A 15,117-nucleotide genomic window follows, 5' to 3' on the forward strand; every position below is an offset into this window, starting at 1 on the left:
AGCAAAGCTGCTAGTAGTTTTTTATTTTTGGTCATGCTTTTCTCCTTTATCATAATCCTATTATATGATTTTTGTAGTTTTTTGGCAATCAAAAAGCACCATGTGGTGCTTATAATTGAAAAACAAATTATCTTCATCGCCCTAGGGCTAAATTTGTAAAGGATATATAGTTAAGGAAAAAATCACTTGCTATTACATCATATAACTTGTAGAGAAATCAGGGTTACTATACCAAGTGATTTTCCTTTACTACCATTGTAAATATTATTTTGCAGCTTTTGAGCTTTCTATAGCAGCCTTAATATTGTTTTGGAGTTTTTCTTGTTGTTCTGGATTTGTTAGTGCTCCTTCAACAGGATCTCCAATTACATTTCCATTTTTGTCTACTACTATAGTTGTTGGATATACAAAGATATTTTCTAGGAAAGTCTTCATATCTCCTTCATTTTCAACTCCTAGAGCTTGGTAGGTTGGTTTTTTATCTTTCATGATTCTTTCATAAGCTTCTTTTGTTGAATCATCGTAGTTTTTGTCTGTGCACATAGAGATAAAGTTAACCTTATCTTGACCCTTAATCTTGGTAGCTAGGTCATTTAATTCACTCATTTCTTCTACGCAGGCAGAACATCCTGTAAACCAAAGGTTGATTACTGTAGCATCATTTTTAGCTATATCTTCTTTGCTAAATTCTTTGCCTTCTTGGTCAGTTGCCTTGAAGTCAGGTAGCATTTTAGCACCAGCTTTTGATGCATCTACAGCTTCTGTCTTATCGTCTTTTTTAGCTTCTTCTTTTTTGTCAGATTCTTTAGCGTCTTTAGTATCTTCTTTCTTAACTTCTTCTTGTTTAGTTTCTGGCTTTTCTTCAGCCTTGTTTTCTGGTTTTGTGTTTCCGCAGGCTGTTAATGTTAGTGCAGCAAGCATCGCTATAAGTATTTTATTTTTCATAGTCTCTCCTTTGTTTGAATGAGGAAGATATGGCATTGGTTGGACAAGCCTTCTTACAATCATTACATCTTATACATTCTAAATCGTGGTCGTTTTTCCTTATATCTACATCCATCCTACAAACCCTAGCACACTTTCCGCAATTCACACACTTGTTCATATCAACATTCATTTGGTAGAGGGAGTATTTGTTGAACAAGGAGTAAAAAGCTCCTAGTGGACAAATCCACTTACAGAAGGGTCTGTAGAATATTATAGATAGGATAATTGTTATGATTAAAATCGTAAGTTTTAAGTTAAATAAGCTTCCGAGTCCTAATCTAAGGGATGGGTTTTTGATAGCTAGGGGTATTGCACCTTCAATAATTCCTTGAGGACAAATATACTTACAAAATATGGGAGGAACAACCTCGTACTTATCGCCTAATACGAGTGTCATCATAAGCATAAGCCCAAAAAGTATTATATATTTAACGTATCTTAAAGGCTTCAATTTCTTTGTACTTAATTTTTTGGAGGGAATCTTTGCCAATAGGTCTTGGAAAAATCCAAAAGGACAAAGAAAGCCACAAATAAGCCTTGCAAATACAACCCCAAAAAACATCATAGTCCCTACAACATAGTAGGAAAACTTGTATTTTTTGGCACCCATTACCGCCTGCATAGATCCTATGGGACAAGATCCAGCAGCTCCTGGGCAAGAATAGCAATTAAGCCCTGGCACACAGACTTTTTTGGTAGGGCCTGTGTATATTTTACCCGTGAAGAAGTTTGAAATATGAGCGTTAGTGAAAAAAGTGGCTATGGCCTGAATGACCATGCGATTTAAGTTTTTTATCTTATCCAATTCCAATACACTCCAAACATAATTTTACAGCCTTAGCAAAGACTGTATCCATCTCCCCTCTCATCACTCCATAAATTATGAAAGCAACGGAGATTAGCAACAGTAGCCTTCCAACATTTCTTCTTTTTTCAAATATCATATCCTTACCTCGATTATATATTAACATAGGCTTTGTTAAATTTATGTTAAATATTCTTAAATTTTATCAAAAAGGTTGAACCTCCACTTTCATTATCTACAACCTCGATTTTTGCACCCAAGCTTTCTCCTATATCCTTGCACAAGGATAAGCCAATCCCAAAGCCTTCTCTGGTTCTTGAGTCGTCCACTTGGTAGAAGAGGTCAAATATTTCTCCCTTTTTTTCATCGCTTATTCCTATACCAGTATCGCTAACCTTTATTATAAGTCCTTCTTTTTCCTTGTAAGCTTCAATATCGACTTCGCCGCCTAGCTTGTTATACTTAATAGCATTTTCAACTATATTAAAGATTAGCCTTTGTAAGAGCCCATCATCCGAATGCATGCTGATATTGCTTGCAGAATAATTGAGCTTAACCTTCCTATCCTTTGCCTTATCTTCTAGGTCAAAGAGAATTTCATCAATCATATCATCTATATTGATAAGACTAATATTAAGCTTGTTTTTCTTGCTCAAAAGAAGAACAGAGTCAATAAGTTTTTTAAGTCTTTTGAGGTTTGCATCAAAAGTTTCTATAAAATCTAAGTAATTAGGATTAGTATTCTTTCTTGAAAAGACATCAACTTGTGCCTGCATGATTGCTATCGGTGTTCTCAATTCATGGGCAACATTTGAAGAAAAATCTTTTTGTCTTTTATAGTCTTTATAAATTCTTTGAATAAGATCGTCAAATTTCTCCGATAATTCTTTAAGTTCTGTAGGTCCTTCTTCCAAGACAAAACTTTCCGAAAAAGTTTCTGGATTTTCTATATCTACTTTGGCAATTTTTTCTTCCAAATTTTTTAAGGGCTTTAAAGTTTTGTTTATTATATAGGCAAATGTCAGAGAACCCACCAAAAGCACACCCACCATGACCATTACTGTATATATTTTAAATTCACTTGTCGATTGAAGCTGAGCACTATCGACAAGAAGCACCATAGATTTATTATCTGAAGGAACATTCTCCGAAAACTGTTCGAATACCCCCTCCATTACCAAAAGTTGTTTTCTATTAACAAGAAAATTGGTAACAAACATCATTACTATAAAAATTATTACAACCGAAATTATCAACCTAATAACAATAGAATCATAAGATCTTTTATTCTTCATAAATTTTATAGCCTTTGCCAATTACATTTTCTATATAATTTTCTCCTGTTACCTTCTTGATTTTTTTCCTCAAGGAAGACATATGAACCCTAACTGTATTTGAAAAATCATCTGCATTAGAATCCCATACATGCTCCATTATCTCTTCCACGCTCACATACCTGTCCCTGTTTAGAAAGAGATATTCTATAATTCCTGTTTCCTTGGCAGTAAGACCTAGGTCTTCACCCTTATAGCTTGCAAGTCTTTTTACAGTATCATAGGTTATGCCATTTATGGTAATAGCCGTTTCCTCTTGGATAGACTTTCTCCTAAGCAAAGACCTCATCCTTGCATCAAGCTCCTTCAAGTCGAAAGGCTTAGTCATATAATCATTGGCTCCATAATCTAGCCCCTTGACCCTATCATCAATATCACTTCTTGCGGTAAGCATAATTATATTGACTTCCTTGTTAAATTGTCTAATCTCTCTCAATACTTCAAAACCATCCTTCTTTGGCAAGTTTATATCGAGAATAATAATATCGTATGTTTCAACATAGGCAAGCTCCAAGCCTTCTTGGCCATCTCTTGCTGTATCTGTAACATAACCTAAAAGCTCGAGTCCTTCCTCAAGCAATCTCAAAAGTTTTCTTTCATCTTCAACTATAAGTACTTTCATATTTCCCTCCTCTTATCAAAAAATTATATCACAAAACTATTAAATCCCCATAAAGACCACATAAAATAGCCTTTACTTTTTCAAAAAATTTGTTTTACAAAAAAAGATTTTGGTATATAATTATAGCGTAACAAGATATTTGTTAACAATAAAGGAGTGATAAAAATGAAAACAAATAAAATTGCAGCACTATTATTAGTAGCATCATTTGCCCTTGCAGGTTGTGGAAACAACACTGACAAAAAAGCTGAACCAGCAGATACATCAGCTGAAACAAAAGTAGAAGAAACAAAACCAGCTGAAGAAAATAAAGACGCTGATAAAGCTGAAGACAACAAAGACGCTGACAAAGCTGAAGATAAAAAAGAAGACAGCAAAGAAGAAAATAAAGAAGAAAACAAAGAAAACAAAGAAGAAGATAAAGCTTCTACTGAAGAAAATAAAGATGCTGACAAAGCTGGAGACAACAAATAATTTAATCCAAGCTTTAGAGCTGGCTTATGCCAGCTCTTTTTTCGTTTTCTTATATTTTATTATGGATTTCGATAAAATTAAACTTGACTTTACATTTTTGAAATTTCCATTATAATATTTGCAAGAAATTAAAGACAAGGAGAAATAATGAGTAAAAAGTTATTAGCCTTAACCCTTGCACTAGGCCTAGTCCTCGGTGGATGTGGAAAGGCAAAAGATACAAATCTAGATCCTAAGGATACCAATATTGAAAAACAAGTAGAAGATTTTAAGGATACCAGCAAAGATGATGACGGTAATGTTAAAGCTTCAGAAAAAACTTCTTCACCTAACATTAACGAAGTTAAAATAGACTTAAATGCTAGCTTAGCTAAGTTTGAAGAAGTTTTTGCTGATAAGGATATAGCTATTGAAGAAGTTAAACTTGAGCTAGAAAACGGAACTTACCTATACAAGTTTGAGGGCAAGAAAGAAAATAAAGAATATAGCCTAAGCTTTGATGCAAATACTGGTGATATTAAGGCTCAAAAAGAGGAAGAGGATAAGGATAAGGAACAAATTGAAGCAATTGACTTTTCTAAAATCATAAGCCCAAAAGAAGCTATTGATAAAGCTATAGCAGGTCAAGATGGGGCTAAGGTTGTTGAGTGGAGTCTCAAAACAGATGACGGAAAAACTAAATACGAAATAGATATAGAAAATGGAACCGACAAAGAGGTGGATGCCCTAACTGGAGAAGTAGTAGACGACTAGCTCCTAGAAAAAATTTAATTACAAGCAAAAAACCAAGACACCCCAAGTCTTGGTTTTTTGTATGGAGGGAAGAATTTATTCTATAAATTTTACTAATATAGTATTTATTGGGGTTTTCTGTAGTTTACTATTTTTTATAGGTTACGTAATCATTCAATGTTTGATTAATTTCTATCTTATTAGTTTTCTCATCATCTAATACCTTATCTACCTTTTCTTTAATTTCCTCATCCTTTTCTTCGGAAGAAACTATAAGGTTAAGGCTTGTCTTTAGAAGTGTTAGGTCATTTTCATTTTGAAGCTTAAACAAGACATCTATTAATTTATTGTATGATTCTTCAACTTGCTTAGCCTTAGAATTTTTGTCATCTAAAACTTTTCTAGCTTGCTCAACTAGACCTTTTAACTCTTTGGTCTTATCAGATTTTTCAAGAATATCTTGGTTATTAGCTATATTCTCCACCAAATCTTTTAGCTTTTGTTTATTAATGTTATTTTCATTTTCTTTTAATTTTAATCCAACAACTGCCGCTAGTAAGTTTTCATATGCTTTATCACATGAATTTTGATCAATCTTATCTTTATCTAAAATTTCTCTCGCCTTAGCTAAAGATTTTTTCAAGTTTTCAAAAGATTCATTTGTATACCTAGATTGATCAATAGCAACTGCCTTATAGAAAAGATGTATTAGGGCTGTGGTATCAGCATTTTCTTCATCTAATTCCTTATCCTCTAATTCGAAACTTAGATTCAAAATTTCTTCATAGAGTGCATCAACCTTAGTTTGGTTGATATCAGCTGACTCTAATACTTTCTCAGCCTCACTTACCTTGTCGGCCATTTTTTTGTAGGACTCTTCCGTATACATTTGTTCGTCTAAAGATTTAAAGTAATCTATCATAGATTTCAAATTCTCAGTATCAACCTTAGCTTTTTTGACTAGATTAATGGTGAACTTTCTCCTCTTCAATCCATTTTCAGACTCTAGCAAGATGTTTATCTTTGAATCCTTTTCTGGAAGAACAGTGTATGACGCATTTTCCTTAGTTTTTACATCTATCTTAGCCTTTAAATCATTCGTTGTATAGGAATCCTTCTTAAGCTCTTCCTCGCTTAAGTTCTTGTTGGAAATCTTCAAGCTATCAAAGTCAGTTGAATCGAAAATTACATTTTCTGATTCAGATAGGTTTAGTGAAGCTTCTGTTAGGCAGGTATGCTTATCTTGCTTATTTTTTATAATTATTTTAGCAAAGGTTGCTTGACTTGGGTTAAAGTTTAACTTATAATCTTTAACATTTTTACCTAAATCACTAACTTCTAGATCATAGTTAACCTCTCTCCAAGAATCTTCTGCTCCTGTTTCAGAAACTAAAAGCTTTATCCTGTCCTTGTCTGGATATTCCGAACCCCTGCCATCAATAGCAAAAGTTAAACCAGCCTGTCCAAATACCTGTTGAGTAGCATATTCAAAAACTAAATCAAATTCATCTAGGCCTTCTCTAGCTGCATATATGTTTGAAAACACGCTATTTTTTGTATTTCTTCTGTTGTATTCTTTCTTGCCATCAAGCAAATTATCTATAGAACCTTCTAGGAGATTTTCATCTACACTTGTAGATTTATTCATAGCCTGGCTTATCACATTATCTCCCAAGCTAACTTTCGGACTAGCGATTCTTATATTGGCAATAACATCTACAACTTTACCAAATATATTAGCTTTTCCATGTTTTTGGATGATTTTTTCTTCTTTGACTTCTTCTGCTGATATAGCATCCCACTTAACATTAAAGTTTGTATCTATTATATCTCCATTACTCTTAACACCAGGCCTTTGACTTGGTAGGGATGGGATAACATTAGGTAGAGTGTTTACTGATACATTAAGTAAGGCCACAACATCATCTACTACATTTACATTTACGGATACTTCATGCCCTAATTCAGTCTTACCTTTGATTTCAAACTTACCTTCCTTATCCAATAAGCTATTGTCAAAGGCCTCCCAACTTACCTTCACATCTCTTGTTGATCTATCAGAAAATGTTGCCTTAACACTTTGAGGCAAGTTGATTCTGGATGATTTCTTAACTGTATAGGTCTTGCTATAGGTATAATATGAAACTCCAGCTTCAGCATCAAAATCATGTACCTTGTTGGTTTTTAGGCTAAGAGCTTTAGCCTTCAATCCTTCAGATGTTATATTTATATTTATATCTCCTGAAGATTTGCCGGCCTTAACAATTGCTATCAATGAGCCAGCGTGAGCATTTCTATTACCTTCATCATAGGCTTGATGGTCGGCTTGCAAGCCATTATCCATAGCTATAAGACTACCGTTTCCTGTAACGTCAACTTTAATATTGTTATTCGCATTGGTTACTATATTTCCATTCTTATCCTTTATGTCAATTCTGACATAGGCAAGATCTTTTCCATCATTATCTAGGCTCTTCTTATCTAGGCTAGCCTCTATATATTCGGCCTTACCTGTAGTTTCTACAAAATTTCTTCCTACAGTATTTTTAATTTCTTTACCATTTTTATCGTAAGCTACAGCTTCAATTTTTCCATCTTCGTATTTTAAATTGTATTTTACATACAAGGATTCGTTTCCACTTTCGCCCTCTACAGTTTTATACCTAAAGCCTGACTTAGTAGTGTTAGTTATCAATTTTTTCTTACCTAAAGAGCGTCTTTGTCCGCCCCTTGGGGTAAAGAACAACTCTACACTATCTGCATTTGTATAAACAACTATAGGAACTCCACCCGCTCCATTACTTACAATATCCCTTCCCCATGCTGGTAATAGATGAAGAGTAGTATCTTTATCGTTCCATACGGATCTGTACAAGTAGTAAGAGTCTTTTTCTAGGCCTGCGGTATCAATTATTCCAAAATAGGAAGCCTTAGGTGATGGCCAAATTCCTTGAGCTCCAGGTATGGTTCCATTCCATGGAGTTGGTTCTCCCAAGTAGTCAAAACCAGTCCAAACGGCTTCACCCAATACATGATCTCTCGTAATTGTGTCATACCAAGCCTTAGAAGCAAGTGCGCCCCAGTTAACTCTCGAATTATCGTAACTTGTTAGGTTCTTATCTATGGTTTGAGAGCCTCCATTTGTCCTATAATAAATCCCTCTGGAATTGATTGATGAAGCGGTTTCAGAACCAAACAAAGTCCAATCAGGATGGTCGTTTTTAAGTTGATCGTACCTATTATCATTAACATAGTTTACGCCTACGATACCACCCGCATCACTAATTGCTTGAGCCATAGCCACAACATTGTTGTTATAACCGCCCTTTAGTTGGTTATCTCCCATAGTTACATATCTTGTGTCATCTATTTCTTGGGTCCATTTAATGAGATTTCTCATTACTCCTGGATACTCGCCTTGCCTAGACCAATTTGTTCCTTCCAAGACTTCGTTACCCATTGACCACATAACTATAGAAGGATCGTTTTTACCCCTACTGACCATCTGTTTTATAGCAAACTCTGCCCAGGTCATATCTCTTGTAGAATTTATTAATTCACTTTCTCCTACTTCTTTTTCAAAATAAGTAGAAAAATCATTTGAGTTGCTATTTTTTGGTAAGATCCAACCATCAAAAGCCTCATCTATTAGGAGCATTCCATACTTATTTGCAGCATTTATTAGGGCTCTTGACGCTGGATTATGGGTTACCCTAATTGTATTAGTTCCCATATCTTTTAGGATTCTAACTTGTCTATCTATAGCACTTTCATAAGCTCTAGCTCCAAGAGAACCCTGGTCGTGGTGCATGCAGACACCCTTTATCTTTATTTTTTTGCCATTTAATAGAAATCCATCTTTATTATTAGCTTCAATGAATCTAAAACCATAGTCTGTTTTATCTTCATCTATAACTTGACCATCCTCTTCAATTTTTGTTTCAACTACATAAAGATTAGGGTCATCTACGTCCCAAAGTTTAGGATTATTCGCTTGAAAGTCAGCCTTATTTTCAGTAGTTTTTCCTGGATCCAAGCTTATATTTTGGGAAGTGTAGCTTGCAACTTCACTTTCATCTTCCTTGCTATAAACTCTATGTTTTATTAAAAAAGTCCTTTTCTTATCAGAATCATTTTTAACTTTTGTTTTTACATTCATTGTAACTGTATTTGTGTTTCTAGCATTTAATGTAGGAGTTTTGATGTCAACTCCATACAAATCTATATGAAGATTTTCTGAAACTATCAAACTTACATCTCTATAAATACCAGAGCCTGAATACCACCTACTTGAAGGAACAGGATTATCAGTTCTAACTGAAATTACATTATTTCCACCAAAATTTAGGTAAGGAGTTATATCATAAGCGAAGGGCGTGTAACCATAAGCATGGAATCCAAGCTTATGGCCGTTTATATAGACTGTAGATGTCATATATACCCCATCAAAATATATAGTATATTTCTTATCTTTGTTAGTTGCAGGTATAGAGAAAGACTTCCTATACCATGCGACTCCTCCTAGTTTATATCCTGATTCAGCTTCTCCTCTGGACGTGTATTCGCCTTCCAAACTATAATCATGAGGAAGTTCAATATTTCTCCAAGAGGAGTCGTCAAAGTTATCTTTTTCTGCTCCAGATTGATCTCCTAACTTAAATTTCCAGTTAGAGTCAAAATCCATTATTTTCTGTGTTGGATCAGAATTTTCCAAAAAAACATTTTCCGGCTTCGAGATTATAACGCTTGAAGATGAGCTATCTGCGTGGGATTTGAAAGGTAGGCCACCTATATTCCCAGCCACTAGGCTTAGGGCTAATATTGAACTAATTATTTTGTGTTTTGCATTTTTTATAGTCTTATTTCCCATACCCTACCTCTTATTTTAGCTCTAAATCTAACATTGCTTCTAGTAGTGATTCATAACAGTCATCTACTTCTTCTTGTTTAGCTCTAGTATTTTTGAATACCTCTTTAGCTTTATCTAAGGCTTGTTTGTAAATTTCTATAGATTCATTTGTATATTTATCGCTATCATATGTTACACTTGAGTCAAGAAGCGCTTTAAGTCTTGACTTATCAATAGGTGTTGAATCTTTTTTCCTAAGAGCTAGTAGTTTGTTGCTTAGATTGTTGTAGGCTTTATCAACTTCTTCTTGGCTAGCATTTATGTTTTTATTTACTTCTAGGGCACTTGTCAACGCCTCTTTAACCTTAGCCATAGTATTTTTTTCATATTTATTTTCGTTTTCTACTACATCTTGTGAGGCTTTTATTAAAATTTCTAATCTTTCTTTATCGGCTACTGACTCATCTCGTTCTTCCAAAGAAAATACGGCATCCATAAGTTCTTCATATACCTTGTCGACTTCTTCTTGACTAGATAATTTTCTAGAACTTACCTTCTTCGCTTCTTCTAATTTTTTAGCCAAGCGATCAAATGATTCGCTGGTATATCCTTCTTTTTCGATAGTTTCAGAATATTCAATCATCTCTTTTAAGGATGTCTTATCAGCTTCCTTTACATCAAGAGTTTTAACCATCATATTAGAAACTTGAACCCAATAATGACCTTCGGTCAAGCTCCTAACGGCAACATATCTTGCAGTTATTCCTTCGTCACTGAAATCTATTTCTGTTACTTTCTTGGCTTCTTTTTGAGTTATAACATCTCCATATCTCTTCCAGTTAACCTTATCATTTGAATATATTATTTCATATTCGCTAAAATGGTCGTTTGCAGAGCTTCCACCCATTACTAATCTGAATCTGCCTAGTGGGTATTCTTCCTTTAAATCAAATCCGATGTAGTCTCCCTTCCTGTAAGTATCGCCAGGGGTTGACCACCAGGTGAAAGAATTATCATTCAAATCAATCATCTTTTTCTTGCTATGGTTTTGGTAAATTCCGTAAGGAGCAGATGTAATAATGTTTTCTTCGCTTATGTTTGGATTTTTGAATGGTCCTGTTTTAGCATTAGGATCTATTGCAACTTCCGCCAAAACTTCGTGCATTTTTTCAACATTAGCTCTAATTCTCTTGCTTCCTGTCCTTATAGGAAGTTCTTTGCCTCTGGAGTTAAAGGTGTGGGCGTTAGCTTTCTTCCATATAGCATCTGCCTCTTTAAACATTTGGACAAGGTTTTTGTCTCCACCTTTTTGTGCATAGTATTCTATAGCTTCGATATCTTTTATTGCTGCAAGAGATGTATCTTTCATTGATTCAAGATATGGTTTTAGTTCGTCTTTAATATCTTTGTTTGACGCTTTCTCATTATAATCATCAACATTGTCGGCTATCTTTTGATATTCCGCCTTTAGTTTATCCCCTTTTTCTTTGATAGCATCCTTATCTTGCTTATCAACTGCATCCTCAAATTCTTTGATAAATGGAAGCAATTCTTCAGATTCTTTTAGAGAATAACCTACTCCATCTGATGAGGTGTTGTGTTTTGCAAAGTTTCTAAGTTCTTCTGTTGCATTTGCTTCTACATATTTAAAGGAATCGTACCAGGACTGTTGAGCATCAAAGTCTTCCACATTCCAGGTATAATCCGCCATAGCAAATAGTGAAAGTTGTGATAGGTGAGCGTGTTCCATAGGGTTGGTTACAACTCCAATCATGCTTTTTGCATCGTTGGAAACCATTTCCATAGGTCCAATAAATACTCTCCTAAAAGATTTATCTATATCATTTACTGACCAGTTCAACCAGAACAAAGGACTTCTACGTTCTTTTCCAAAAGTGCCCCTGTTTTTGAATTTTTGAAGGTCTGACTCATTTATATAACTCATAGTTGAACTACCAGTGAAAAATATTTGAACATTATCAGGGAATTCCCTATCCCATTTATTTAACTCGCTAGCATTCCAATTCCATGATAAGGTATAAGATGTTGGGCAAAAAAGTAAATCATACACATCACCCTTATCCTTAGCCCATTTTGATAATTCATTCATCAACCTAACAACAACATCTCTATTAGTACCTTGGATATCATCAGCAAGTACCCCATATTGTCTTACCCCAGCTTTATATAGTTGTTCGAACTTATTAATTATTTTTGGAATATCTTCATCTGCATTGGCACTTGTTAGCGGATTATTCATAAATGGATGAATGGTCCAAACGAATCTATTTTTGTTTTCATTACCTACTTCTGCCAATCTTCTTATATTATCTATATCTTCTTTTGGATATAAGTCTCTCCACTTCTGATTGTGGTATGGATCATCTTTTGGTGCAAAAACAAAAATGTTGTTTTTAAATTGACCTCCAAATTTTAGGTTATCAATTCTATTATCCCATCCCCATGGATTACCATAAAATCCTTCAATAGCTCCCCTAAATTTTACAGAGGAATAATCATTAATCACCAAATTTCTTACTTCTTTGTTGGCTTGCCTTAGTATTAAGTCTAAAGTTTCTAGGCCATAAAAGCTCGCATCAGTATCTTTTCCAACTATGGCAATTGTCTTATTTTTTACAGATAAGCAATAAGCATCAAAGTGTCCATAAATATCCTTATCATCTGCATTTTGTTTAAAATACTTATCAGCTTGGTCATTAGAACCCTTTATGCCTACCAAGATATTGGTGCCAGCTTGCTCTTTTGATGAAATTGTATAATTTATTCCGTTATTCTTTAAAACATTCTCTGCCTTTTGTTTAGTGTACTTATCAAGTTTATCAGCTAAAACTAAATTAACTTGACCCTTTAGAGAAGTGTTGCCTTCTTGATATTCTATCTCGTGCACTTTAGGATATATTTCATAATCTTGTCCGCTCGCCAAAGAGGACTTGGCGAAAATAGCAAAGGTGCATATCATAATCACCAGTAAGACAACCTTGTTTAATTTTATTTTATTCATAATTACCTCTCGAATATTTTAGGTTACGTTTGCAAACTTCTACCTACACTAAGGGTTTTTAACTTAGCGTAGGTAATAGCTCTCTTAGAATTTTATTCAGTCATTAAGATGCCTAATAAATCTTCATAAGCCTTATTAATATCATCTTGACTAGAACCTGCTTTATCATAAACTTCTTTGGCTTTGACACAGGCCTTGGCAAGTTTATCACTTTTAGCTAAATCGGACTTTTCTATTGATTCAAGTAGCTCTTTTAATTTTGACCTATCTCTTAAATCGCTAGATTGTTTCTGGTCAATATTCATTATAGCTTCAAGCAAATCAAAATAAGCATTGTCTACCTCAGTTTTGCTTGTGCCTTTACTCTTATAAACTTCCTCAGCCTTTTCGCAAGATTTCTTTACTAGCTCTAGTGATCCTTTTTCATAAGTTTTTGACTTGTCAGCTAGTAGATCCTTAGCCAAATCAATTCCTAAAAGCAGCTTAGACTTATCTAACTTAACCTCCTCTTCTTTTTCTTCTAGCATAAATATTTTATCTAGGAGCTCGTCATATATTTTATCTACTACATCTTGAGCTAAACTAGGATCTTTTAATGTTTCTTTTGCATTTTTTATTGCAACTTCCAAGTTCATCCTAGATTCATCCCCATACTCATCCAAATTAAAACTTTCTGCATAAGCTAAACATTCCTTTAACTGGCTGGTATCTGCCTTAGACCTAATCTCTACTAGATTTTTTATATATTTTTTTAAATATTCAACAGCCTTGTCTACATCCAGTTGAGAAGCTCTTTTATTTTTGAGAACAGATTTTGAATAAACTAATTCCTCTTGAAGCTCATTAAAGGATTCTTGAGTATACTTATTTTTTTTGAAAGACTCAGCTTTCTTAATTAGATTTTCTAATTCAACCTTGTTAGCTTTATTGAAAGATATAAGTCTTCCTATACTTTCCTTTAATTTTTCGAAAGCTTTGTCAACATCTTCCTGTTCTAGATCCTTATTCTTGAGAACCTTATCTATTTCTGGCAAGATTTTTTCAAAATTTTTGTAACTTGTGTATGTGTAGTCATCCTTATCAAGTTTGAGTGCTTTTTCATAAAGGTCTTTAAGTTTTGTTAGCTCCAAAGGTTTTTTGACATAATCTTTGCCCCAAGCTTGCAATTCTGTAACTGCTAGCGATTTCCCCTCTGGTGGAAGCATAACTATCCTTATCGCAAAAGTTTCTACTTTGTCAAAGGAAATATCATTTATCTTATTTCTATCTAAATTATTCGCTCTTAAATTCTCTACGCTCTTCCAGTTTTGAGGATTATTAAATGAGTTATCTTTCTCATCAGCCATATGAGCATGATTTTTTATCCCCTCTGGCTTAGAGCCAACATAATATTCAACCCTAATTTTTTGAGGCATCTTTGTTCCGTGGTCTTCAAAAAAGCTTAGTGATAATCCACTCACTTCTTGTTTTCTCGCTTTTTTATCCCCAAATATTACACCAATATATTGGTTGCCCTTTAAGGCATTTCTCTGCCAGGTTGTCCATCTATTATTTCCTTTTGATCCATCTATATCAATTATTCCATCATTTAATGAACTTACCTTATCATTTGAGCCTGGTGGATCATTGGTGAAAGAAGCAAAAGCTTTTGGATATTCATAACTTGTTGTTTGGCTAATTATTTTATAAGATTGTTTGTCAATATTCGCTTCTTGACCAAGTTTGTCATAAACTCCAACATCAGAATCTTCTGTAGCAAAACAACTACTTGGTGCTAAAGCAAGACCAGCCGTTGTTGCCAAAATTGTAACAAGGCTTAAAACTTTTTTCTTATTCATTTTTACCTCTTATTTTTTCTTTTCTTATCAACAAATAAGGCTGAACTAGAAGCTATTAGACCCATGAATATCTCTGTCATGCCTGTTACTCCAGTCTTTGGTGCTGCCTTTGTCTGTTTTTTCACTTCTTCTTTTTTCTCTTCTTTATTTTCTTTTTTATCCTTGTCTTTACCTTTTGATGAAGGAGTTTTTGTTTTAGTGTCTTCTGTATTTCCAGATGGGGCTAAAATTTCTGCGTCATTATTGTTTGCTTCTGTTGGTGTTTGGATTTCTTTATCCTGCTTGTCTGAGGCTGATGGGGTTTGAGTTTCTGCATCCTTCTTGTCTGAGGCTGATGGGGTTTGAGTTTCTGCATCCTTCTTGTCTGGAGCTGATGGGGTTTGAGTTTCTGCGTCCTTCTTGTCTGGAGCTGATGGGGTTTGAGTTTCTGCATCCTTCTTGTCTGGAGCTGATG

Annotated in this window: 10 protein-coding genes and 1 pseudogene; 2 read left to right on the plus strand and 9 right to left on the minus strand. The window is 34.3% G+C overall.

All coding sequences use genetic code 11. The annotated features are described in order from the left end of the window. Positions 1-264 precede the first annotated feature (264 nt). Genes Q0W95_RS05410 through Q0W95_RS05430 form a run of 5 tightly spaced genes read right to left on the minus strand, consistent with a single transcriptional unit; the run spans position 265 to position 3,748 of the window. Positions 265-945, minus strand: coding sequence for a TlpA disulfide reductase family protein (locus tag Q0W95_RS05410; protein ID WP_297790658.1), 681 nt, complete (start codon positions 943-945; stop codon positions 265-267). Then, a complete protein-coding gene (locus Q0W95_RS05415; RefSeq protein ID WP_297790660.1) occupies positions 935-1,792 on the minus strand; it encodes a 4Fe-4S binding protein in 858 nt (285 codons plus the stop codon). The genes Q0W95_RS05410 and Q0W95_RS05415 overlap by 11 nt, the downstream gene beginning before the upstream one ends. After that, positions 1,785-1,931 (minus strand): CD1871A family CXXC motif-containing protein, encoded by a 147-nt coding sequence (locus Q0W95_RS05420; RefSeq protein WP_297790662.1) that lies wholly within the window; start codon positions 1,929-1,931, stop codon positions 1,785-1,787. The genes Q0W95_RS05415 and Q0W95_RS05420 overlap by 8 nt, the downstream gene beginning before the upstream one ends. A gap of 46 nt (positions 1,932-1,977) precedes the next feature. Continuing rightward, a complete protein-coding gene (locus Q0W95_RS05425; protein WP_297790664.1) occupies positions 1,978-3,087 on the minus strand; it encodes a HAMP domain-containing sensor histidine kinase in 1,110 nt (369 codons plus the stop codon). Next, entirely contained in the window at positions 3,077-3,748 is a 672-nt protein-coding gene (locus Q0W95_RS05430) for a response regulator transcription factor (RefSeq protein WP_297790666.1), read from the minus strand. The genes Q0W95_RS05425 and Q0W95_RS05430 overlap by 11 nt, the downstream gene beginning before the upstream one ends. A gap of 165 nt (positions 3,749-3,913) precedes the next feature. Here Q0W95_RS05430 and Q0W95_RS05435 point away from each other — a divergent pair, with 165 nt between their 5' ends. After that, positions 3,914-4,222, plus strand: a complete 309-nt coding sequence (locus tag Q0W95_RS05435) for a hypothetical protein (RefSeq protein WP_297790668.1) — start codon at positions 3,914-3,916, stop codon at positions 4,220-4,222. A 147-nt stretch (positions 4,223-4,369) separates the two neighbouring features. Continuing rightward, positions 4,370-4,975, plus strand: coding sequence for a PepSY domain-containing protein (locus Q0W95_RS05440; RefSeq protein WP_297790670.1), 606 nt, complete (start codon positions 4,370-4,372; stop codon positions 4,973-4,975). A 127-nt stretch (positions 4,976-5,102) separates the two neighbouring features. Here the strand turns inward: Q0W95_RS05440 and Q0W95_RS05445 are convergent, their stop codons facing one another. From Q0W95_RS05445 to Q0W95_RS05460, 4 genes and pseudogenes are all read right to left on the minus strand, one after another. After that, positions 5,103-9,824: a sugar-binding domain-containing protein gene (locus Q0W95_RS05445; RefSeq protein ID WP_297790672.1), complete on the minus strand. Its 4,722-nt coding sequence runs from the start codon at positions 9,822-9,824 to the stop codon at positions 5,103-5,105. Positions 9,825-9,834: 10 nt separating this feature from the next. Beyond that, positions 9,835-12,825 carry a beta-N-acetylglucosaminidase domain-containing protein gene (locus tag Q0W95_RS05450; RefSeq protein ID WP_297790674.1) on the minus strand — a complete coding sequence of 997 codons (2,991 nt, stop codon included), beginning with the start codon at positions 12,823-12,825 and terminating at the stop codon, positions 9,835-9,837. Between the two features lie 92 nt (positions 12,826-12,917). Further along, on the minus strand, positions 12,918-14,663 hold the full coding sequence (locus Q0W95_RS05455) for a hypothetical protein (protein WP_297790675.1): 1,746 nt from the start codon (positions 14,661-14,663) through the stop codon (positions 12,918-12,920). Between the two features lie 2 nt (positions 14,664-14,665). Continuing rightward, positions 14,666-15,117, minus strand: a pseudogene (locus Q0W95_RS05460) (hypothetical protein); the annotation flags it as partial.

It is taken from the genome of uncultured Anaerococcus sp., assembly GCF_947253225.1.
GTDB lineage: Bacteria > Bacillota > Clostridia > Tissierellales > Peptoniphilaceae > Anaerococcus.